This window comes from Streptomyces sp. NPDC054794, assembly GCF_053611585.1.
The window spans coordinates 29,386-50,119 of record NZ_JBSHAQ010000012.1 but is presented as its reverse complement, the minus strand read 5'-3'; the positions used below and the strand labels follow the sequence as shown (position 1 = coordinate 50,119).

17 protein-coding genes and 1 pseudogene are annotated in these 20,734 nt (G+C 72.4%); 7 read left to right on the top strand and 11 right to left on the bottom strand.

What is annotated here, in order from left to right; translation table 11 throughout:
* Positions 1–177 precede the first annotated feature (177 nt).
* Positions 178–1,671, top strand: a complete 1,494-nt coding sequence (locus ACWGKT_RS15010) for a M1 family metallopeptidase (RefSeq protein ID WP_453273925.1) — start codon at positions 178–180, stop codon at positions 1,669–1,671.
* 13 nt (positions 1,672–1,684) lie between these two features.
* On the opposite strand, the gene ACWGKT_RS15005 is transcribed toward ACWGKT_RS15010, so the two are convergent.
* From ACWGKT_RS15005 to ACWGKT_RS14995, 3 genes are read right to left on the bottom strand one after another with little or no spacing between them, the layout of a single operon-like run.
* Positions 1,685–2,602 (bottom strand): adenosine kinase, encoded by a 918-nt coding sequence (locus ACWGKT_RS15005; RefSeq protein WP_453273924.1) that lies wholly within the window; start codon positions 2,600–2,602, stop codon positions 1,685–1,687.
* The gene (locus ACWGKT_RS15000) at positions 2,599–3,087 is read right to left on the bottom strand and encodes a macro domain-containing protein (protein ID WP_453273923.1); all 489 of its coding nucleotides are present in this window, start codon (positions 3,085–3,087) and stop codon (positions 2,599–2,601) included. The genes ACWGKT_RS15005 and ACWGKT_RS15000 overlap by 4 nt, the downstream gene beginning before the upstream one ends.
* Positions 3,088–3,147: 60 nt before the next feature.
* Positions 3,148–4,614: an amino acid permease gene (locus ACWGKT_RS14995; RefSeq protein WP_453273922.1), complete on the bottom strand. Its 1,467-nt coding sequence runs from the start codon at positions 4,612–4,614 to the stop codon at positions 3,148–3,150.
* Positions 4,615–4,821: 207 nt separating this feature from the next.
* Here ACWGKT_RS14995 and ACWGKT_RS14990 point away from each other — a divergent pair, with 207 nt between their 5' ends.
* Positions 4,822–5,535: a MerR family transcriptional regulator gene (locus ACWGKT_RS14990; protein WP_356150637.1), complete on the top strand. Its 714-nt coding sequence runs from the start codon at positions 4,822–4,824 to the stop codon at positions 5,533–5,535.
* A 21-nt stretch (positions 5,536–5,556) separates the two neighbouring features.
* Here the strand turns inward: ACWGKT_RS14990 and ACWGKT_RS14985 are convergent, their stop codons facing one another.
* The 4 genes from ACWGKT_RS14985 to ACWGKT_RS14970 all read right to left on the bottom strand — a co-directional run bounded on the left by ACWGKT_RS14985 (position 5,557) and on the right by ACWGKT_RS14970 (position 11,873).
* Positions 5,557–6,891: a glycoside hydrolase domain-containing protein gene (locus tag ACWGKT_RS14985; RefSeq protein WP_453273921.1), complete on the bottom strand. Its 1,335-nt coding sequence runs from the start codon at positions 6,889–6,891 to the stop codon at positions 5,557–5,559.
* Between the two features lie 244 nt (positions 6,892–7,135).
* Positions 7,136–9,337 (bottom strand): 3-hydroxyacyl-CoA dehydrogenase NAD-binding domain-containing protein, encoded by a 2,202-nt coding sequence (locus tag ACWGKT_RS14980; protein ID WP_453273920.1) that lies wholly within the window; start codon positions 9,335–9,337, stop codon positions 7,136–7,138.
* A 40-nt stretch (positions 9,338–9,377) separates the two neighbouring features.
* A complete protein-coding gene (locus ACWGKT_RS14975; RefSeq protein WP_453273919.1) occupies positions 9,378–10,592 on the bottom strand; it encodes an acetyl-CoA C-acetyltransferase in 1,215 nt (404 codons plus the stop codon).
* Positions 10,593–10,694: 102 nt separating this feature from the next.
* Positions 10,695–11,873: a CaiB/BaiF CoA transferase family protein gene (locus tag ACWGKT_RS14970; RefSeq protein WP_453273918.1), complete on the bottom strand. Its 1,179-nt coding sequence runs from the start codon at positions 11,871–11,873 to the stop codon at positions 10,695–10,697.
* Between the two features lie 207 nt (positions 11,874–12,080).
* Here ACWGKT_RS14970 and ACWGKT_RS14965 point away from each other — a divergent pair, with 207 nt between their 5' ends.
* The gene (locus ACWGKT_RS14965; protein WP_356150647.1) at positions 12,081–13,259 is read left to right on the top strand and encodes a saccharopine dehydrogenase family protein; all 1,179 of its coding nucleotides are present in this window, start codon (positions 12,081–12,083) and stop codon (positions 13,257–13,259) included.
* Between the two features lie 519 nt (positions 13,260–13,778).
* Here ACWGKT_RS14965 and ACWGKT_RS14960 read toward each other — a convergent pair.
* Positions 13,779–14,462: pseudogene (locus tag ACWGKT_RS14960) on the bottom strand (endonuclease V); the annotation flags it as partial.
* Positions 14,463–14,523: 61 nt separating this feature from the next.
* On the opposite strand from ACWGKT_RS14960, the gene ACWGKT_RS14955 reads away from it, so the two are divergent.
* Positions 14,524–14,820, top strand: coding sequence for a YciI family protein (locus tag ACWGKT_RS14955; RefSeq protein WP_453273917.1), 297 nt, complete (start codon positions 14,524–14,526; stop codon positions 14,818–14,820).
* Between the two features lie 10 nt (positions 14,821–14,830).
* Here ACWGKT_RS14955 and ACWGKT_RS14950 read toward each other — a convergent pair whose 3' ends face one another.
* Both ACWGKT_RS14950 and ACWGKT_RS14945 read right to left on the bottom strand, forming a co-directional pair.
* On the bottom strand, positions 14,831–15,163 hold the full coding sequence (locus tag ACWGKT_RS14950; protein ID WP_356150651.1) for a plasmid stabilization protein: 333 nt from the start codon (positions 15,161–15,163) through the stop codon (positions 14,831–14,833).
* 62 nt (positions 15,164–15,225) lie between these two features.
* Positions 15,226–16,329, bottom strand: coding sequence for a WD40/YVTN/BNR-like repeat-containing protein (locus ACWGKT_RS14945; RefSeq protein WP_453273916.1), 1,104 nt, complete (start codon positions 16,327–16,329; stop codon positions 15,226–15,228).
* A gap of 213 nt (positions 16,330–16,542) precedes the next feature.
* Between ACWGKT_RS14945 and ACWGKT_RS14940 the strand changes: the two genes are divergently transcribed.
* Positions 16,543–16,959 carry a spore wall synthesis regulator SsgD gene (locus ACWGKT_RS14940; RefSeq protein ID WP_356150655.1) on the top strand — a complete coding sequence of 139 codons (417 nt, stop codon included), beginning with the start codon at positions 16,543–16,545 and terminating at the stop codon, positions 16,957–16,959.
* A 1-nt stretch (position 16,960) separates the two neighbouring features.
* Here ACWGKT_RS14940 and ACWGKT_RS14935 read toward each other — a convergent pair whose 3' ends face one another.
* On the bottom strand, positions 16,961–17,797 hold the full coding sequence (locus ACWGKT_RS14935; protein ID WP_453273915.1) for an isocitrate lyase/PEP mutase family protein: 837 nt from the start codon (positions 17,795–17,797) through the stop codon (positions 16,961–16,963).
* A gap of 350 nt (positions 17,798–18,147) precedes the next feature.
* Between ACWGKT_RS14935 and ACWGKT_RS14930 the strand changes: the two genes are divergently transcribed.
* Positions 18,148–19,779 (top strand): ABC-F family ATP-binding cassette domain-containing protein, encoded by a 1,632-nt coding sequence (locus ACWGKT_RS14930; protein ID WP_453273914.1) that lies wholly within the window; start codon positions 18,148–18,150, stop codon positions 19,777–19,779.
* A gap of 133 nt (positions 19,780–19,912) precedes the next feature.
* Entirely contained in the window at positions 19,913–20,689 is a 777-nt protein-coding gene (gene ddaH / locus ACWGKT_RS14925) for a dimethylargininase (RefSeq protein ID WP_356150661.1), read from the top strand.
* The last annotated feature ends 45 nt before the right edge of the window (positions 20,690–20,734 follow it).

Genomic DNA, 20,734 nt, shown 5'->3' with positions numbered 1-20,734 from the left:
GGACGGTACCCCGGTCAACTCCCGTACAGAAGAGGGCGGCTGAGTGACCGGCGGGTCGTGTCGGGTCGTGACGGCCGAATGGCGATCGTGTGACAGCGGGGGCCGTGGACAGGCCAGGGGCCACCGGGACTCAATAGGCTCCGAACATTCCTCGTGCCCCTACGACTTGGAGTTCTCGTGCACCGCAGAATCTTCGCGCCGGGCGCGCTCGCGGCGGCCTCCCTCCTGCTGGCGATCCCGGCATCGGCCGCGAGCTACGCACCCGGCGCACCGGGCATCGGCGATCCCTATTACCCGAACTACGGCAACGGCGGTTACGACGTCTCCCACTACGACCTGCGGCTGACCTACCGGCCCGGGACGGACGAGCTGGCCGGGACGGCGACGATCGAGGCGCGGACCACACAGGACCTGTCCAGCTTCGATCTGGACTTCCTGCTGGACGTGAGCGAGGTGCGGGTCAACGGCGCCAAGGCGGCCTTCACCACGTCCGGACAGCACGAACTGGTCGTCACCCCGAAGAACCCGCTCGCCAAGGGCACACCGGTCACCGTGGTGGTCCGCTACAGCGGGGTGCCGTCGACGAAGAGCGCGTACGGGTTCTCGACCTGGCACCGCACCCCGGACGGGGCCGTCGCGGCGGACGAGCCCGAGGCGGCCTGGTGGTGGTTCCCGAGCAACGACCACCCGCTGGACAAGGCGACCTACGACGTGTCGGTGTCGGTGCCGGACGGCACCCAGGTCATCTCCAACGGCACCCTCCAGTCCACCGTTTCGAAGCTCGGCTGGACGCGCTACAACTGGCGGGAGAACAAACCGCAGGCGACCTATCTGGCCACCCTGGCGGTCGGGAAGTTCGACATCACGACCGGGACCTCCGAGGGCGGCGTCCCCATCGTCAACGCGTACAGCAAGGACCTCGGGGACAACGACGGGGCGGCGCGGGCCAGCGTGGAGCGGACCGGGGAGATCGTGGACTGGCTGAGCGGCTACTTCGGCCCGTACCCCTTCAGTTCGGCCGGCGGCTATGTGCCCAACACCACCACCGGGTACGCGCTGGAGACGCAGACCCGCGTGTACTACAGCCCCCGGCAGTTCGCGAACGGCTCCAACACCTCGGTCGTGGTGCACGAGCTGACACACCAGTGGTACGGCGACTCCGTGTCGCTGAAGGGCTGGAAGGACATCTGGATCAACGAGGGCTTCGCCCGGTACGCGCAGTGGCTGTGGTCCGAGCACGAGGGCGAGGGCACCACGCAGGAACTCGCCGACTACGTGTACGCCTCGCACCCGGCCGACGACGCGTTCTGGACGGTCAAGCCGGGTGACCCGGGTCCGGACGACCAGTTCGACACCGCCGTCTACGACCGGGGCGCGCTGGCCGTCCAGGCGCTGCGCAACGCGGTCGGCGACGACGCCTTCTTCGCCATCCTGAAGGGCTGGCCGAAGGAGCACGCGTACGGCAACGCGTCCGTGGGCGACTTCCGGACGTACGCGGAGAAGGTGTCCGGCAAGCCGCTGTCCGCCCTCTTCGACACCTGGCTGTTCCAGCCGGAGAAGCCCGCGGCCGCGGCGGCGCGCGCCGCGTCCCTCGCCCCGAAGGCGACGGCTGTGGCCCGGCCGAAGTCCTGGCAGCGGATCGAGGCGACGAACGAGGCGCACGGCGGCTGAGCCGCCGCACGGCTCACCGCGTGGCCGGCGTCGGCTCGGCCACGCGGGCGAGCAGCTCGTCCCGGGTTATCGCGTCCGTCTCGGTCGAAGGCACCGTGCAGGCGTACGCCCCGGCCACCGCCCCGTACAGGGCGCACCGCCGGGGCGGCTGCCCGGTGAGGTGACCGAAGAGGAAACCGGCGGCGAAGGCGTCGCCCGCGCCGTTGGAGTCCACCACCGGCGCGGGTGGTGTCACCGTCGGGACGTGGCACAGCTCGCCGTCGGCCAGCAGATGCGCCCCCTCGGCCCCGGCGGTGGCGACGACGAGGCGGGCACTGCCCCTCTCGGCGATGCGGCGCATGGTCCGCTCGGGGTCGGTGAGCGCGGTCGTGGAGAGGAAGACGATGTCCGCCGCGTGGGCGAAGGGCTCGTGGTAGGGGTTCTCGCCGTCCCAGTCGTGCAGGTCGGTGGAGAGGGTCACGCCGGTCTCGCGCAGTGCGGGCAGGGCGTGGGCGCACGGGTGGGTGATGGCCACGTGGACGTGTCGGCTCGACGCGGCGAGGTCCCGGACCGTGCGCTCCGGGAGGCGGTCGTCGGCGTGGGCGCGGCTGGTGTCGTACAGGGAGAGCCGGCGTCCGTCCGGGCCGACCAGGTTCACCGCGCGCTTGGTGCCGGCCGGCTGCGGGATCGCGGTGAGCGGGATGTCCCGCTCCCGGTGCAGGGCGCGGACGAGGTCGCCCTCGGGGTCGTCACCGAGCAGGTCGAGGTGGTGGGTGCGCAGGCCCAGGGCGCTCAGGCCCACCGCGACGAAGTCGCCGGTCTGCCCGGCGCGGGTGCGGATCCCGGAGTCGATCGGATAGCTGTCGGCGTACGGGAGCGGCAGCTCGGGGACGTACACGATCGTGTCCACGCCCGCGCCGCCCAGCACCAGGACGTCGATCTCGCCGCTCATCCGGCGCCCTCCCCGTGGTCGTACACCGTCACCGCGATCCCGCGCCGCACCAGCCGCTCCGTGATCAGCGGCTCGATCCGGGACCACTTGCCGCCCGCCAGACCGCAGCCTATGCGGGGCATGTGCACGGACGCGCCGAGTTCGATCACTTCGTCGGCGAGCCGGGTCAGTGCCGTGTCGATGGCCTCGTAGCGCACGGGCACGCCCTTGCTGCCCGTGCGGGTGCCACGCTGGCCGATCATGTTGGCCACCCAGATGTACCGCTCGGCCCGGACGAGTTGTACCGCGCCCAGGCCGAAGTCGTTGGACGCGCGCCGGCGGTGCCATGCGCGGTACTCCGCCTCGGGCTCCGGCCAGCGGCGCGACAGCGCCAGCACGAAGCCCTTTCCCCATCCCCCGATGTCGTTGCAGACGTGGGCGATCACCTTGACGCCCTTGCCCGACGGCACGGTGGCGTCACCCCGGACATACGTGATCTCCGACATGACGCCACCGTAGGCGATGCCACTGACAGTGGCCGCGGCCCGCCGCTTCGAGAGCCTGCGCTAGCGGGTGAGTTCGCTCAGCTCCCGGTCCGCTTCCTTCGAGACCCGGCGGCGCACCCCGTACCAGCCGCCGACCAGCAGCGCGGCGATCACCGGGATGAGCAGGAGGGTCTTGCGGCCCACCTCGGGGTCCTTCCCCATCATGCCGAGGCAGACCAGCAGGAAGACGATCGTGGCGATCTCGGTGACCGGGCTGCCCTTGAGGCGGAAATCCGGCCGGGTGACCAGACCGGCCCGGGCGCGGCGCACGAAGATCATGTGGCAGATCATGATGATCACCCAGGTGCTGATGATGCCGAGGGAGGCGACGTTCAGCACGATCTCGAAGGCCTGGCTCGGCATGAGGTAGTTCAGGCCGACGCCGAGCACGCACACCGCGCAGGTGAGCAGGATGCCGCCGTAGGGGACCTGGCTGCGGTTCATCCGGGCGGTGAACTTCGGCGCGGAGCCGGCCATCGCCATGGAGCGCAGGATGCGGCCGGTGGAGTACAGGCCGGAGTTCAGCGAGGACATGGCGGCGGTCAGGACGACCAGGTTCATCACGTCGCCGGCGCCCGAGACGCCGATCTTCGAGAGCACGGTCACGAAGGGGCTCTGGTCGGCGGAGTAGACCGAGCCCGGCAGCAGCAGGGCGAGCAGCACGACCGAACCGACGTAGAACAGGCCGACGCGCCACATGATCGAGTTCACCGCGCGCGGGACGACCTTCTCCGGCTCGGCGGTCTCGCCGGCCGCGACGCCCACCAGCTCCAGGGCGGCGTACGCGAAGATCACACCCTGCATGACCAGGACGACCGGCATCAGACCGTGCGGGAGGACACCGCCGTGGTCGGTGACCACGCTCAGGCCCGGCGTCTGGCCGCCGACCTTGTGCTGGGTGGCCAGCAGGAAGATGCCGATCAGCATGAAGCCGACGAGAGTCGCGACCTTGATGATCGCGAACCAGAACTCCATCTCGCCGAAGATCTTCACGGAGATGAGGTTCACGGCCAGGACCACCGCGAGGGCGACCAGGGCGAGCACCCACTGCGGGATGCTGGTGAACATGCTCCAGTAGTGCGTGTAGAGCGCGATGGCGGTGATGTCGGCGATGCCGGTGGTCGACCAGTTCAGGAAGTACATCCAGCCGGCGACGTAGGCGCCCTTCTCGCCGAGGAACTCGCGCGCGTACGACACGAACGATCCGGACGAGGGCCGGTACAGGACGAGTTCGCCCAGCGCCCGAACGACGAAGAAGGCGAACACGCCGCAGATCAGATAGGCCACGGCGAGCGCGGGGCCCGCGTTGTGCAGGCGGCCGCCGGCGCCGAGGAAGAGTCCGGTGCCGATGGCGCCGCCGATGGCGATCATGTTGACGTGGCGGGCCTTGAGGTCCTTGCTGTAGCCGGCGTCGCCCGCGTCCGCGGGTGTTCCGGTCGCCTGGGGACGGGCGGCGACCTGTGCCGATTCCAGGGAGTCCTTGCTCACGGGGTGGTTCCACTCTCTGGTGCGCCCGGGCCTCGTGGGCCCGGGAGTCGTACAGTCCCGGCCCGCACCCCTGTGTCGCGGTACAGACCAAGGCAGCACCTTCCCAGAATGATCATCAGGTATGCGATGGTCCATGTCACACAGCGGCACTTGTCACACACGGATCAGAGGTTTCACACCAGTGGTGAGACAGCGATACTGCTGCACATGACGACCGATGCCGAGGAGCCGACCCTCACGATCGACGAGCTGGCCGCCCGGACGGGCGTCACGGTCCGCACGGTCCGCTTCTACAGCACCAAGGGCCTGCTGCCGCCCCCGGTGATCGGTCCGCGCCGGGTGGGTCACTACGGCCCGGAGCACCTCGCCCGGCTGGTGCTGATCGAGGAACTGCAGCACCAGGGCATGACCCTGGCGGCGATCGAGCGGTATCTGCGGCAGCTGCCGCCGGACCTGACCGCGCGCGACCTCGCCGTGCACCGGGCCGTCGTCTCCTCCTGGGCCCCGGACTCGGCCGAGACGCTCTCCCGCGAGGAGCTCGGGCGGCGCGCCGGCCGGGACCTGACCGAGGAGGACCTGGACCGGCTGGCGGCGATGAACGTCGTGACGCGGGCCGGTGACGCCTACCGCGTCGACCTGGGCCTGCTCCGCCTCGGCGTCGAACTGCTCGACGTGCCGCTGTCCCAGGAATCCATCCTCGCGGCCCGGAACGTCCTGCTCGAACACTCCCGCGCGGCGGCCCACGAGCTGTCCCAGGTGCTGCGCGGCGAGGTGTCCGAGCGGGACGCCGAGGACGTGCGGTCGCTGTCCGCCCATATGCAGCCCCTGGTCGTGCAGGCCCTGCTGACCACGTTCCAGCGGTCCTTGAAGCAGGAGCTGCGCGTGTGGCTGGAGGAGTCGCGGGCGGACGGACCCTCCTGACGCACCGGCACGTCGCGCGGCTCAGCAGCGGGGCACGGGCTTGCTGTACGAGGTGGTGCCGGGCGTGGCCACGTAGTGGTCCGACACGTAGTGGCCGTTGTCGAGCCGGTCCCAGATCCGGGTGGGGCCGACCGCCGAACCGGACCGCTGGCAGGTGACCCACGCCAGCGCTCCGCCCGGCGAGGTGCCGACGGCGGTGTACCCGGAGCCGGGGCCGCTGCGTTCGGTCACGCCTGCCGGGGCGGTCACCTGGTACGGGTAGGCGCAGCGGGGCAGCGGCGCGCTGTAGCCGGTGCCGGAGGGGGTGCTGACGTAACGGTCCGAGACGTAGCCGCCGTTGGTGAGCCTGTCCCACACCGACGTGGTGCCGACCTTGGTACCGGGCGTCTGGCAGACGACCTTCAGCGTCGAACCGGGGGCGTAGGCCGCGGTGACCGGGTAGCTCGTCGCGGGCCCGGTGCGCGCGTTGAGCGGGGTCGTGCTGGTCACCTTGTACGGGTACGCCACCGTGGCGACGGGAGCGTCGAGCCGGTCGGTGTCGATGTTGAGGGTGACTGAGCCGTAGGTCTCGTCGTGGCCGCCGCGGAACTGCTTGGCGCGCTGGTGGACGGCCCACTTGGCATCGGCGATGCCGGCCCAGCCCTTGAGGGAGTCCACGCTGTCGTAGCGCGCGATCCACAGGGCGTCCGGGCGTGCGTACGCCGTGGACGTGTAGGCGTCGGCGAGTTGGCGGGCGCCGAGGTTGAGGTTCATGTAGACGCCGGAGACGTAGCCGAGCCGGTGCAGCTCCTTGGTCCAGGCGGACGTGTAGGTCAGGACGGCCGTGCGGCAGGTGGCGTCGGTCTGGGTGTAGTGCTCGATGTCGTTGTAGAGGGCGCTGCCGGGCAGCATGCCGAGGGCCTTCGCCGCGGCGATCGCCTCCGTGGCGGCCGCGGTGCCCTGCGAGCGGGCCGTGGCGGGGCTCGTACTGATCTTGGCGTCGGACGGGCGTGCCCCGCACGGCGGTTGCAGGCCCTTGTGTATGGGCAGCAGGCGCCACTTCAGCCCCGTCACGGAGGCCACCCAGGACGCGGTCAACTGGGGCTGGGCGCAGGTGCGGTTGACGCCTGAGAGGTAGACGCCGAGGGCGCGGTAGGGCGAGGCGTTCCAGGCCTGCACGGTGGAGAGCGGCGGGGCCGTGCAGGCGTCGAGGGCGAGCCCCGAGTAGCGGGTGGCGGTCGAGCCCGCCGGGTAGCCGACCGGCGTGGCCGGTTCGGCCGTGGCGACGGGAGCGACCGCCAGCGCGAAGGCGCCGCCGAGGAGGCCGGCGGCGGTGAGGGCGAAGAATCTTCGCAGGGCGGAGCGCGAGTACGGCATGAGGACCCCCCTGAGCGGTGTGGCCGAGTTCGCTCGCCCTCACGGTGCGTCCCCAGGTCCCCGCCAGTCCACAGGCGTGCAGGAACTTCTCGCCCGGCTCGCCCCCGGGTCCCCCGGCCCTCACTTCCGCAACAGCGCCCCCGCGCGCGGAGGCCGCCTCAACCCCCAGGCCCCCGGGGCCGTTTCACGCCCCGGGAGCGAGGACGGCGTACCGCCGGGTGAGGCACCCGGCGGTACGGCGCACTCAGTGCCCGTCGGTGAAGGTCTCCCCCCGCTCCGCCTTCTCGACCAGCAGCGCGGGCGGCTGGAACCGGTCGCCGTAGCGTTCGGCGAGTTCACGCGCGCGTGCCACGAAGCCGGCGACACCGGTACCTGCCCCTGCCCCGGCGTCGCCGTCGTAGCCGTTGATGTACTGGAGCACACCGCCGGTCCAGCCGGGGAAGCCGATACCGAGGATGGAGCCGATGTTGGCGTCGGCGACGGAGGTCAGCACGTCCTCTTCGAGGAGCCGGACGGTGTCGATCGCCTCGGCGAAGAGCATGCGCTCCTGCATGTCGCGGAACGGGACCTCGTGGCCGGGCTTGGTGAAGTGCTCGCGCAGTCCCGGCCACAGTCCGGCCCGCTTGCCGTCCTCGCCGTACTCGTAGAAGCCGGCGCCGCCGCTGCGGCCGGGGCGGCCGAACTCGTCGACCATGCGGTCGATGACCGCCTCGGCGGGGTGCGGCGTCCAGGTGCCGCCGGACTCCTCCACCGCCCGCTTCGACTCGTCCCGGATCTTGCGCGGGAGGGTGAGGGTCAGCTCGTCCATGAGCGAGAGGACCTTGGCCGGGTAGCCGGCCTGGGCGGCCGCCTGCTCGACGGAGGCGGGCTCGATGCCCTCGCCGACCATGGCGACGCCCTCGTTGATGAAGTGGCCGATCACCCGCGAGGTGAAGAAGCCGCGCGAGTCGTTGACGACGATCGGCGTCTTGTTGATCTGCCGGACCAGGTCGAAGGCGCGGGCCAGGGCCTCGTCGCCGGTGCGCTCGCCCTTGATGATCTCGACGAGCGGCATCTTGTCGACGGGCGAGAAGAAGTGCAGCCCGATGAAGTCTGCCTGGCGCTCCACGCCCTCGGCGAGGACGGTGATGGGCAGGGTGGAGGTGTTGGAGCACAGCAGCGCGTCCGGCTCGACGACGTGCTGGATCTCCTGGAACACCTTGTGCTTGAGCGAGGTGTCCTCGAAGACGGCCTCGATGACCGCGTCGCAGCCCGCCAGGTCCTGGACCTCGGCGCTGGGCGTGATGCGGGCGAGCAGCGCGTCCGCCTTCTCCTGGGTCGTACGGCCCTTGGCGACGGCCTTGGCGCACAGCTGCTCGGAGTAGGCCTTGCCCTTGGCGGCCGCCTCCGGCGAGACGTCCTTGAGGACGACCTCGATGCCCGCGCGGGCGCAGGAGTAGGCGATGCCCGCGCCCATCATGCCCGCGCCGAGGACGGCGACCTTGCGGACCGGGCGCGGCTCGATGCCCTTGGGGCGGTTGGCGCCGGAGTTGACGGCCTGCAGGTCGAAGAAGAACGCCTGGATCATGTTCTTCGACGTCTGGCCCGCCGCCAGCTCGACGAAGTAGCGGGCCTCGATGACCTGGGCGGTCTCGAAGTCGACCTGGGAGCCCTCGACCGCGGCGGCGAGGATGTTGCGCGGGGCCGGGTAGGGGGCGCCACCCGTCTGCTTGCGCAGGCTGGCCGGGAAGGCGGGCAGGTTGGCCGCGAACTTCGGGTTCGCCGGGGTGCCGCCGGGGATCTTGTAGCCGGGCCTGTCCCAGGGCTGCTGGGACTCGGGGTTGGCGTCGATGAAGGCGCGGGCCTTGGCGAGCAGTTCCTCCGGCGTGCCGGCGACCTCGTGGACCAGGCCGTTCTCCTGGGCTCGCCGCGCGTTGTACTGCGTGCCCTGGAGCAGGACCTTCAGCAGTGCGTCGGCGATGCCGAGCAGGCGGACGGTGCGGGCGACGCCGCCGCCTCCGGGAAGCAGACCGAGGGTGACCTCGGGGCAGCCGATCTTGGTGCCGGAGGTGTCGAGGGCGACCCGGTGGTGGCAGGCGAGGGCGATCTCGAAGCCGCCGCCCAGGGCCGCGCCGTTGATGGCGGCGACGACCGGCTTGCCGAGGGTCTCGATGCGGCGCAGGTTGCGCTTGATGGCGAGACCGCCGTCGAACAGGTCCTGGGCGGTCTCGGGGGTGACGCGGATGAGGTCGCGCAGGTCGCCGCCGGCGAAGAAGGTCTTCTTCGCGGAGGTGACGATGATGCCGCGGATGGAGTCCTGCTCGGCCTCCAGGCGGTCGACGACGACGGCGAGGGAGTCGCGGAACGCCTGATTCATGGTGTTCGCGGACTGGTTGGGGTCGTCGAGGACGAGGGTGACGACACCGGTGTCGTCCTGCTCCCAGCGGATGGTGGTGCTCTCGGTCATGACAGGGGTCTCCGTAGAAGTCTCGTGAATCCGCAGGGGGTCAGACACGCTCGACGATGGTGGCGATGCCCATGCCCCCGCCCACACACAGGGTGGCGAGGCCGTACCGCTTGTCCTGGCGCTCCAGTTCGTCGATCAGCGAGCCGAGGATCATCGCGCCGGTGGCGCCGAGCGGGTGGCCGAGCGCGATGGCGCCGCCGTTGACGTTGACCTTGTCCAGGGACAGGCCCATGTCCTTCACGAAGCGCAGCACGACTGCCGCGAACGCCTCGTTGATCTCGACGAGGTCGATGTCGTCGATCGTCAGCCCGGCCTTGGCCAGCGCCTTGCGGGTGGCGGGCGCGGGACCGGTGAGCATGATGGTCGGCTCGGAGCCGGAGACGGCGGCGGAGACGATCCGCGCGCGCGGGGTCAGTCCGTAGCGCTCGCCGACCTCCTTGGAGCCGATCGCGACCAGCGAGGCGCCGTCCACGATGCCGGAGGAGTTGCCCGCGTGGTGGACGTGGTCGATCTTCTCGACCCAGTGGTACTTCTGCAGCGCCACCGCGTCGAAACCGCCGAGCTCACCGATGTCGGAGAACGACGGCTTCAGCTTGGCGAGCGAGTCGGCCGTGGTGCCGGGCCGCGGGTGCTCGTCGTGGTCGAGGACGACGAGGCCGCTACGGTCCTTCACGGGGACCACGGAGCGCTCGAAGCGGCCCTCCTTCCAGGCGGCGGCCGCGCGCTCCTGCGACAGGGCCGCGTACTCGTCGACGTCGCGCCGCGAGAAGCCCTCGATGGTGGCGATCAGGTCGGCGCCGATGCCCTGGGGCACGAAGTTGACGGCGAGGTTGGTCATCGGGTCGTTGAACCAGGCGCCGCCGTCCGAGGCCATGGGCACCCGGGACATCGACTCGACGCCACCGGCCAGGACGAGGTCCTCCCAGCCGGAACGGATCTTGGCGGCGGCCATGTTGACTGCCTCCAGGCCGGACGCGCAGAAGCGGTTCTCCTGGACGCCTGCCACGGTGTCCGGCAGCCCGGCCGCGACGGCGGCGATGCGGGCGATGTCGGAGCCCTGGTCGCCGACCGGGCCGACGACGCCGAGGACGATGTCGTCGACGGCGGCCGGGTCGAGGCCCGGGAAGCGGTCGCGGATCTCGTGGATGAGACCCACGACCAGGTCGATGGGCTTCGTTCCGTGCAGGGCGCCATTCGCCTTGCCGCGGCCGCGCGGGGTGCGGATCGCGTCGTACACGTACGCTTCGGTGCTCACTGACAAGCCTTTCCACGAGGGTTTTCGGGGCGGAGGTCGGCGGGGTGACCCGGGGCGTCCTTCAGCATGCTGACCCCGGACTCGGGGGACACGGCGACGCGCTCATGGCAGCGGCTCCCGCTGGTCGCCTCGGGCGTCGGCGGGCCGGGGCACGTCGGCGTCGAGGAGCCGGGGCACGTCCCAGTCACGGGCCACGTCGTCGGCGTCGGCGCCCGGGTGGGCGGGGCCGGTGCGGATCGCGGTCGGGGTCGCGGAGAAGCGGGGCGCGGGCGCGGGCTGGGTGATGCCGCCGTGGTCGGTGAAGGTGCCGCGGGCCGCGAGGTGGGGGTGCCGCGGGGCCTCGCGCAGGGACAGGACCGGGGCCACGCAGGCGTCGGAGGCCTCGAAGACGGCCGTCCACTCGTCCCGGGTGCGGGACTTGAAGCGGGCGGCGACCGCCTCGCGCAGCTCGCCCCAGCGGGTCCAGTCCTTGCGGGCCGGTGCCAGGTCGTCCAGACCCATCAGGGCGAGGAACTCCTCGTAGAACTGCCGCTCCAGGGCGCCGACCGCCATGTACTTGCCGTCGGCGGTCTCGTAGGTCCCGTAGTAGGGGCAGCCACCGTCCAGGAGGTTGGCGCCGCGCCGGTCCTGCCAGCCGCCGGCGGCCAGCATGCCGTGGATCATCGCGGCGAGGTGGGAGGCGCCGTCGACGATGGCGGCGTCGACGACCTGGCCGGTGCCGGTCGCGCGCGCGTGGTGCAGGGCGGCGAGGATGCCGACGACCAGGTAGAGGGAGCCGCCGGCGTAGTCGCCGACGAGGTTGGCGGGGACGGCCGGGGGGCCGTCCGGGTCGCCGATCATGCCGAGGGTGCCGGTGACGGCGATGTAGGCGATGTCGTGGCCGGCGCGCTGGGCGAGGGGGCCCTCCTGGCCCCAGCCGGTCATGCGGCCGTACACCAGCCGGGGGTTGCGGGCGTGGCAGTCGTCGGGGCCCACGCCGAGGCGTTCGGCGACGCCGGGGCGGTAGCCCTCGATGAGGATGTCGGCCCGCTCGGCGAGGTCCAGGACGCGGGCCGGGCCGTCCGGCGCCTTCAGGTCGACGAGCACCGAGCGCTTGTTGCGGTTGGTGATGTCGTAGGCCGGGTCGATCGCGAGGCCGGCGCCGCCCGGACGGTCCACGCGCACGACGTCGGCGCCGAGGTCGGCGAGGAGCATCGCCGCGAACGGGCCCGGCCCGATTCCGGCCAGCTCCAGCACGCGCACGCCCGCGAGCGGGCCCTGCCCCGGCGTCCCTGCCGTCATGGCGCCCCCAGTCATGTGACACAACCGATGTAACACCAATGATGCTAAGAACGTGTTCCACCTGGCACAAGACCCGGACGAGCAAGCGCTTAGCCAAGTTACCCGGACGGGCTCGTCGCGCTGCGCCGGGCCGCGCGTCGCGCCTCGTCCTTCTCACGCTAGCCTCAGCCGTCGACAGCGGCGCGGGATGTACGACCGAGAGGTGTCATGAGCAGGCTGAAGAGGACGGACCGTCCCTACGACATCGTGCTCTTCGGAGCCACAGGTTTCGTCGGGACGCTCACCGCGCAGTACCTCGCCGCGCACGCGCCCGAGGGCCTGCGCTGGGCCCTGGCCGGCCGCGACGAGAACCGGCTCCGCGCCCTGCGCGACCGGCTGGGGCTCGGCGCGGACGTGGGGGTGCTGCGCGCCGACGTGGGCGAACCCGCCACGGTGCGCGCACTCGCGGAGCACGCGCGCGTGGTGGCCTCGACCGTGGGGCCGTACGTCCGCTACGGCGAGGAACTCGTCGCCGCCTGCGCCGACGGCGGGGCGGACTATCTCGATCTCACGGGCGAGCCCGAGTTCGTGGACCTGATGTACGTCCGCCACGACGCACGCGCGCGTGAGACGGGCGCCCGGCTGGTGCACGCCTGCGGTTTCGACTCGATTCCGCACGACCTGGGGGCGTACTTCACGGTCCGGCAGCTGCCCGAGGGCGTGCCGCTGACCGTGGACGGATACGTGACCGCCGACGCCACCTTCTCCGGCGGCACCCTCGCCTCGGCGCTGACCCAGATGGCGCGCGGGCCGCAGATGCTCGCCGCCGCGCGCGACCGCGGCCGGCACGAGCCGCGCCTGATGGGACGCCGGGCGACGGCGCCGACGGGCGCGCCGCGGTTCGCCAAGGAGATCGGCGCCTGGGCGCTGCCGCTGCCGACCATCGACGCGCAGATCGTGCGCCGCTCCGCGCGGACGCTGGAGCGCTACGGCCCCGACTTCCGCTACCGGCACTACGCGGCCGTGCGCCGACTGCCCGTGGCCCTCGGCGGGGTCGCGGCCGTGGGCGCGCTCGTCACCGCCGCCCAGCTGCCGCCCGCCCGGCGCTGGCTGTCCGACCGGCTCAGGCCCGGGGACGGGCCGAGCGCCGAGAAGCGGGCGAAGAGCTGGTTCTCGGTCCGCTTCGTCGGCGAGGGCGGCGGCCGGCGCGTGTTCACGGAGGTCGCGGGCGGCGACCCCGGCTACGACGAGACGGCGAAGATGTTCGCCGAGTCCGCCCTGTGCCTGGCCTTCGACGACCTGCCACCGACGGCCGGCCAGGTCACCACGGCCCAGTCGATGGGCGACGCGCTCACCGAGCGACTGCGCGGGGCGGGGATCACGTTCCGGGTGGCGGCGACCTTCTGATCGACCCCGACGGCGCCCGGGCGCGGCTGTCACAGCGCGCTCGGCACGCCGTCCTCAGTCGTCGTGCTCGGTCGGCGGCCAGTCCCCCAACGCGTCCGCGATGCGGTCGCGCACGGCGGGATCGTGCGCGGCGGTGGCGAGCCGGACGGCGAGGGGGCCGATCTGCCACCCCGTGTGATGGTCGAAGAAGGGCGGGGGGCCCGCCTCGTTGTGGGCGAGCTTGCCGACCAGCTCCGCGAGGCGGACCAGGAGCCGCTGCTCCTCCGTGGGATGCTCCCAGGCCGCGAGTCCGCGCCCGCGCACCAGCTCGAACACCTCGCGCCCCTGGCTCCAGCGGTCGCGATCGTCCGCGAGTTCCAGCGCGGCATCGATCTCCGGTGTCCGGCCCGGCGCCCGTGCCGCCGCCCGGAGCACCCGGCCCGCCCAGACGACGGGAAGAGGCTGGCGCTCGAACAGGGAACGGCCCCAGCTCCGTTCGGGATCCGCGGCCGCGTACTCGACGAGTGGGCTCCGCCCGTGCGTCGCCTCGCGAAGCGCGCGCCGGCACAGCGCGTCCGCCCGGCGCGTCGTCTCCGGGAGCCGGTACTCCGGGGTCAGCGCGAGGGTGTGGGCGCAGGCGTTGTCGAGGCTCATCCGGTGGCCGACGGAGACGAAGACCGGCTTGACCCCTTGCCGGGTGCGCAGGGCGCGGCCGACCTCCTCGGTGCCCGCGAGCAGCGGGGAGGCGCTGCCGCGCCGGGGGTCCGGGTCGTCGTACGTGAAGGTGAAGGGGTTCTTGGCGACGCCGATGGTGGGCAGGCCGGTGAGGACGCCGAGGTGGCTGGCCAGGCCGAAGCGGCGGGGGTGGGCCAGTCCGTAGCCGTCGCAGACGACCAGGCCGGGCGGGCCGGGCAGGGCGTCGAGGGCGGCCAGGACGGTGGGGATCTCCCGGAAGGCCAGCAGGCCGGGGACGTACGGGAAGGAGATCCGGCCGACGGCCGTCGCCTCGGCCACCACCTCCAGGGTCGCCGCGTCCAGGACGACGGCCGCGGCGGCGACCACGTCCCGCTCGTCGTCGTAGGCGACGTCCACCCCCGTGACGCGACCGGCTGCGGGCGGCGGTCCCGGCTCGTCCAGCACCACCCGCCCGCGCAACTCGTCCTGGACGGCGCGGGCCTGCTCCTCGGTCGCGGGCCAGCCCGCGGGAACGCGTACGGTCGTCATGGTGGGCACGACTGTACGGGCCCGGGGCCGGCCGCGCGGGGCCCGGGGTAGGCTCGTGATCATGTTCGTGCTCGAACTCACCTACACCGCACCGCTCGACGCCGTGGACGCCGTCCTCCCGGCGCACGTGGTCTGGCTCGACGAGCAGTACGCCCAGGGCGTCTTCCTCGCCTCCGGGCGCAAGAACCCCCGCGACGGCGGGGTGATCCTGGCCGTCGCGGCGGACCGCGCCCGGATCGAGGAGATCGTCGCGGGCGACCCCTTCGTGGCGGCCGGGGTATGCGCGTACCGCGTCACGGAGTTCGTCGCCACGAAGACGGCCCCCGGGCTCGAGCGCTACCGCGAGACGCTCGGCTGAGCCCGCAAGGTCAGCTCTTCTTGCCGCCCAGCGCGCGCTGCAACTGCTCCTTGTTCATGTCCGAACGGCCCTCGATGTTGCGCCGCTTGGCCTCCTCGTACAGCTGGTCGTAGGTGGGTCCCTGGGCGCCCTGGTGCGACCGCCTGCCGCCGCGCTCGCCGGAGGACATGTCCTCGATCGAGGTGCGACTGGCGGTCTTCGACTCACCGGACCTGGCACGTTCCTTGTTCACCGTCCGCGCGGCGATCTCCTCGGCGCGCTCCGTGCTCTCGCCCCGCTCCAGCGCGCTCTCCTTGATGTGCTCGTACTGACGTTCCCGCTTGGGGCTGGAACCGCGTGGCACGACCGCTCACTTCCTCTCGTGTCGTGTGCGGTGACCGAGTACCCGCGCTCCGGCCCGCAACCTCAGCGCTCCAGCCGCGCCACGCGCCCCTTCTCCCCCGCCGCCCAGCAGCTCAGGTCGGCGGTGCAGGTCACGGTGTCGTACGAGCCGGTGTCGATCGTCCGCCAGGTGCGGCCGGCGTCGGTGGTCAGGTCGGTGCCGGTCGGGCCGACGGCGAGGGCGGCGGTGCGGCTGTGCGGGAGCCAGGCGGCGCCGGAGCGGTAGGCGGGCGGGGGTGTCGCGGCGGGCGTCCAGCTGCGGCCGCCGTCCGGGGTGCGTGCCGCCGCCTGCGGTGAGGGCTGGTCGGCGCGGTAGTCGCCGCCGACCGCGAGGCCGTGGACGCGGTCGCGGAAGGCGAGCGCGAAGACGCCGCGCGCCGGGTCGTCGGCCGGGACGGGGGTGTCGGCGGCCGTCCAGGTCCGGCCGCGGTCGGCGGAGTGCAGCACGCGCGCGCGTGCCCCGCCGCCGGTGGCCAGCCAGGCGTCCCTCGGGCCGGAGGTCACCAGGCACTGGCCGCTCGCCGCGAAGCCCGCCTCGCCGTCGAGGGCGGCCGGCATGCCGTCGCCCGGCAGCACGGTCCAGGAGCGGCCGCCGTCGCTGGTGGACAGGATGCGGAACCTTCCGTCCACCGGGTCGCCCATGGCCAGGCCGTGCCGGCGGTCGAAGAAGGCGAGACAGTCGTAGAACGCCTTCGGGTCGGTGTTGCGGAACGACTCGGTCCAGGTGGCTCCGCCGTCGTCGGTCCGGTAGACGCGCGAGGCCTCGCCCTCGCCTATGGCCAGCACCACGGCGCGCCGCGCGTCGAACGCCTCGACGTCCCGGAACTGCAGCTCGGCGGCGCCCGGCGGCGAGACGTTGCGCCAGGTGGCTCCGCCGTCCGTGGTGCGCAGAACGGTACCGCCGGTTCCGGCCAGCCAGGCCGTCTCGCGGTCCACCGCGGACAGCCCGCGATAGCGGACCGTGGGGGTGCCGGTGTCCTTGAGTGCCCAGTGCGGTGCCCGGTGGTCCAGCGGCCGGGCCTCGGCCGGCGCGACCGTCAGCGCGGCCAGCGCCGCCCCGCACGCCACCCCCGCGGCGACCACTCGGTTCGTACGTCTCCTGCGTCGCGTGCTCCCCAAGCGCCTCATGGCGGGCGAAGCTAGTCCACTGCCCCGCCGCCGTCCAGGGTGCCCACGGGCCCCTCCCGATCCACCGGTACGCGTCCGTCCCCCGGGGCGCATGAACGCGGTGACCGAGGTCACTCGGAATTCCTGTGCACGGATTGGCCGATTCCGTCGTCTCTTCCTGTGCCAGACACCAGCCGTCCGGAATCCGTCCAGCCGTCACGAGGGAGCAAGGCGTTGTCCACCGTCATCGAGCAGCCCGTAGAGGCCCGACTCGTCGCCGCAGCACCGCGCATGCCGAGCATTCCCGCGATGCTGTGCTACGACCGCAGCGACCCGTTCGCGGTCCGCATGACCTTCCCCGCCCCGGCCACCCTGGAGGGGGTCGAGGTCTGCTGGACCTTCTCCCGCGACCTGCTCACCGCGGGCCTGGAACAGCCCGAGGGCCATGGTGACGTGCGGGTGCGGCCGTACGGGTACGACCGCACCGTCCTGGAGTTCCACGCCCACGAGGGCACGGCCGTCGTGCACGTCCGCACGGGCGAGATCCGCCGTTTCCTGCAGGCGACGAGCGACCTGGTGCCCGTCGGCCTGGAGCACCTCCAGCTCGACCTCGACCACGATCTGGCCGAATTGATGCGGGACGCCTGCTGACTCAGCTCCCCTGCGCCAGCAGGGCGTTGAGCTCGCCGTAGGCGAGTCCGCCGGCCAGTGCCCCGTACGTCCCCGCGTCCAGCAGCTCCCGCGCGGCGCGGCGGACGACCGCGTGGGCGGCCTCGGCGAGGGCGGACCCCGTGCTGATCCGGGCCACGCCGAGCGCGGCGAGTTCGGCCACCGGCGGCGCGCCGGGGCCGACCAGGATGTTGAGCGGCCCGTCGACGCCGTCGGCGAGCACTTTGACGGTCCCCGGGTCGACGGCCCCGGGGACGAAGATCCCGTCGGCACCCGCGGCGCGGAAGGCGGCGGCCCGCTCCAAGGTGGCGTCCAGGTCGCCGGTACCGCGCAGGAAGGTGTCGATCCGGGCGTTGACGAACAGCGGCACGCCCTGGGCGTCGGCGGCCTCGCGGGCGGCGGCGATGCGCTCGGCCTGCTCGCCGACCGGTCGCAGCGGGCCGCTGCCCTCCTCGTACAGCGCGTCCTCGATGTTGACGCCCACCGCGCCCGCGGCGAGCACCGCGCGGACGGTGTCCGCGACGCCCGCCGGATCGTCGGCGTAGCCGCTCTCGATGTCGGCGCTGACCGGCACCCGGACCGTGGCGGCGATGCGCGCGACGGCGTCCAGCGCACGGCCGCGCTCCAGCCGGTCGCCGTCGGCGGCGCCGAGCGCCCAGGCGAGCCCGGCGCTGGTGGTCGCCACCGCGGCGGCGCCCGCGTCCTCGGTGAGCCGGGCGCTCATCGCGTCCCAGGCGTTGGGGAGGACGAGCGGACGTCCCGGGACGTGCAGGGAGCGGAAGGCGAGGGCACGGTCGCGCAGGGGCTGCTGGTTCGTCATGCGTCCCACTCAAGCAGTGGTCCGGGGCCGGGCGCTGGCAGGAATCCGACAGGTACGTGGGATCCGGCGGGCGGGCGGCGGGACGGGATCTGTCGCGCGTTAATCGCGTTGACGCCGGCGGCGGCCCCCTCGTACGTTGCATGACGGTTCTGTTGCCGTCGATCGGAGAAGGACGTTGCTCGTCTGAGGTCTTGAGACACCGCGTCACACACCGGAGGTGTGTGCGCAGCGTGCGACCTCGGCGTGCGAGCCGTCCTCGGACACAGGGCTCCTTTCCGCCTCCCGGTTTCCGCCTTGCGGTGTCTCGTCACGCGTGTGCCCTGACCGCATCCAGCAACCGCGAGGCCCGTATGTCTCCCACCCTTTCCCTCACCTGCACGTCCCTGTCCTTCGCCTGGCCCGACGGCACCCCCGTCTTCGACGATCTCGACGTGGTCTTCGGACCCGGCCGGACGGGGCTCGTCGGCGTCAACGGATCGGGCAAGTCGACGCTGCTGAAACTGATCGCCGGTGAGCTCACCCCGTCCGACGGCGCCGTCCGGGCGGCCGGTGAGATCGGCTACCTCCCGCAGAACGTCACGCTCGACACGGCCCTGCGGGTCGACGAGGTGCTCGGCATCGCCGAGCGGCGGGCCGCGCTGCACGCCATCGAGGCGGGCGACGCGGCACCGGCGCACTTCGAGACGCTCGGCGACGACTGGGACGTCGAGGAGCGCGCCCTCGCCACCCTCGGCGAACTCGGCCTCGGCCACCTCGGCCTGGACCGCACGGTCGGCGAGGTGTCCGGCGGCGAGGGCGTGCTGCTGCGCCTGGCCGCGCTGCTGCTGCGCCGACCGGACGTGCTGCTGCTCGACGAGCCCACCAACAACCTCGACCTGTACGCGCGCCGCCGGCTGTACGCGGCCGTCACGTCCTGGCCGGGCATGCTGGTCGTGGTCAGCCACGACCGCGAACTGCTCGAGCTGGTCGACCAGATCGCCGACCTGCGCGCCGGGGAGATCACCTGGTACGGCGGCAACTTCTCGGCGTACGAGGAGTGCCTCGCCGTCGAGCAGGAGGCGGCCGAACGCACGGTGCGCGCCGCCGAGGCGGACTTTCGCAAGCAGAAGCGCGAACTGGTCGACGCCCAGGTCAAACTGGCCCGCCGCAAGCGGTACGGGCAGAAGATGTGGGACCAGAAGCGCGAGCCGAAGATCGTCATGGGGGCACGCAAGCGCGCGGCGCAGGAGTCCGCGGGCAAGCACCGCATCATGCACGAGGAGAGGCTCGCCGAGGCCAGGGAGCGGCTCGACGAGGCGGTGGAGGCCGTACGGGACGACGACGAGATCCGCGTCGACCTGCCGCACACGGCCGTGCCGCCGGGCCGCGACGTCCTGGCCCTGCGCCGGCTGACGACGGTGTACGGAGCACGCGTCGAGGGTCTGCTGGACGTGCGCGGTCCGGAGCGGATCGCGTTGATCGGGCCCAACGGCGCGGGCAAGACGACGCTGCTGCGCACCATCGCCGGGGAGCTCCAGCCGGTGTCGGGCGAGGCGACGGTCCATGTGCCGCTGCGGTTCCTGCCGCAGCGGCTGGACGTCCTCGACGGCGAGCTGAGCGTCGCGGAGAACGTGGCCCGGTTCGCGCCGGCCGCCACCAACAACCGCATCCGGGCACGCCTGGCGCGCTTCCTGTTCCGGGGCGCCCGGGCGGACCAGAAGGCGGGGACCCTCTCCGGCGGCGAGCGCTTCCGGGCGGCCCTGGCCGCCCTCATGCTCGCCGAGCCCGCCCCGCAGCTGCTCGTGCTCGACGAACCGACGAACAACCTCGACATGGCCAGCGTCCGCCAACTCCGGACGGCCCTGGAGTCCTACGAGGGAGCCCTGCTCGTGGCCGGCCACGACCTGCCGTTCCTGGAGTCCATCGGCATCACGCGCTGGCTGCTGCTGGAGGAGGGAGAATTGCGGGAGACCACACCGGACAAGATCGCGGAGGCCTTCTGAGCGTCCGGCGCCGCGTCTCAGGACGGACACAGCCCGGCCACCTGGGTTTTGTGCCGGCCCGGGCGCCCTGCATGATGGCGGACCGGAACCCATCACGGGTGCCGGATCTCGTCCCGCCGATACGGAGACTGTCGTGCCCAGCAAGAAGGCCCTCGTCCGCCGCCCCAGCCCGCGCCTCGCCGAAGGCCTGGTGACGCACATGGAGCGGGAGAAGGTCGACGTGGAGCTCGCCGTCGAGCAGTGGGAGGCGTACGTCGAGGCGCTGCGCACGAACGGCTGGGAGACGATCGAGGTGGACCCGGCGGACGACTGCCCGGACTCCGTGTTCGTCGAGGACACCGTGGTCATGTACAAGAACGTGGCGCTGATCACGCGGCCCGGTGCCGAGTCCCGGCGCGAGGAGACCGCCGGGGTCGAGGAGGCCGTGGCCCGCCTCGGCTGCTCGGTGAACTGGATATGGGAGCCGGGCACGCTGGACGGCGGCGACGTCCTGAAGGTCGGCGACACGATCTACGTCGGCCGGGGCGGGCGCACCAACGCTTTGGGCGTGCAGCAGGTTCGGGCCGCCTTCGAGCCGCTCGGCGCCCGGGTGGTGGCCGTGCCGGTGACCAAGGTGCTGCACCTGAAGTCGGCGGTGACCGCGCTGCCCGACGGCACGGTGATCGGGCACATCCCGAAGGTGGACCGCCCGTCGCTGTTCCCCGGCTTCCTGTCCGTGCCCGAGGAGGCCGGCGCCCATGTGGTGCTGCTCGGCGGCGGCAAGGTGCTGATGTCGGCCGCCGCGCCGAAGACGGAGGAACTGCTCACCGACCTCGGCCACCAGGTGGTCACCGTGGACATCAGCGAGTTCGAGAAGCTCGAAGGTTGTGTGACGTGCCTCTCGGTGCGCCTGCGGGAGCTGTACGTCTGACCGGGTGACGCCACCGCGACTCCAGCCCCGGGACCTGCGCGTCCC

Bases quoted from the DNA above. Each gene is read 5' to 3' on its own strand.
- ACWGKT_RS15005 (WP_453273924.1), bottom strand. From the start codon at position 2,602: ATGAGCGGCGAGATCGACGTCCTGGTGCTGGGCGGCGCGGGCGTGGAC.
- ACWGKT_RS15000 (WP_453273923.1), bottom strand. From the start codon at position 3,087: ATGTCGGAGATCACGTATGTCCGGGGTGACGCCACCGTGCCGTCGGGC.
- ACWGKT_RS14990 (WP_356150637.1), top strand. From the start codon at position 4,822: ATGACGACCGATGCCGAGGAGCCGACCCTCACGATCGACGAGCTGGCC.
- ACWGKT_RS14985 (WP_453273921.1), bottom strand. From the start codon at position 6,891: ATGCCGTACTCGCGCTCCGCCCTGCGAAGATTCTTCGCCCTCACCGCC.
- ACWGKT_RS14980 (WP_453273920.1), bottom strand. From the start codon at position 9,337: ATGACCGAGAGCACCACCATCCGCTGGGAGCAGGACGACACCGGTGTC.
- ACWGKT_RS14970 (WP_453273918.1), bottom strand. From the start codon at position 11,873: ATGACGGCAGGGACGCCGGGGCAGGGCCCGCTCGCGGGCGTGCGCGTG.
- ACWGKT_RS14965 (WP_356150647.1), top strand. From the start codon at position 12,081: ATGAGCAGGCTGAAGAGGACGGACCGTCCCTACGACATCGTGCTCTTC.
- ACWGKT_RS14955 (WP_453273917.1), top strand. From the start codon at position 14,524: ATGTTCGTGCTCGAACTCACCTACACCGCACCGCTCGACGCCGTGGAC.
- ACWGKT_RS14945 (WP_453273916.1), bottom strand. From the start codon at position 16,329: ATGAGGCGCTTGGGGAGCACGCGACGCAGGAGACGTACGAACCGAGTG.
- ACWGKT_RS14935 (WP_453273915.1), bottom strand. From the start codon at position 17,797: ATGACGAACCAGCAGCCCCTGCGCGACCGTGCCCTCGCCTTCCGCTCC.
- ACWGKT_RS14930 (WP_453273914.1), top strand. From the start codon at position 18,148: ATGTCTCCCACCCTTTCCCTCACCTGCACGTCCCTGTCCTTCGCCTGG.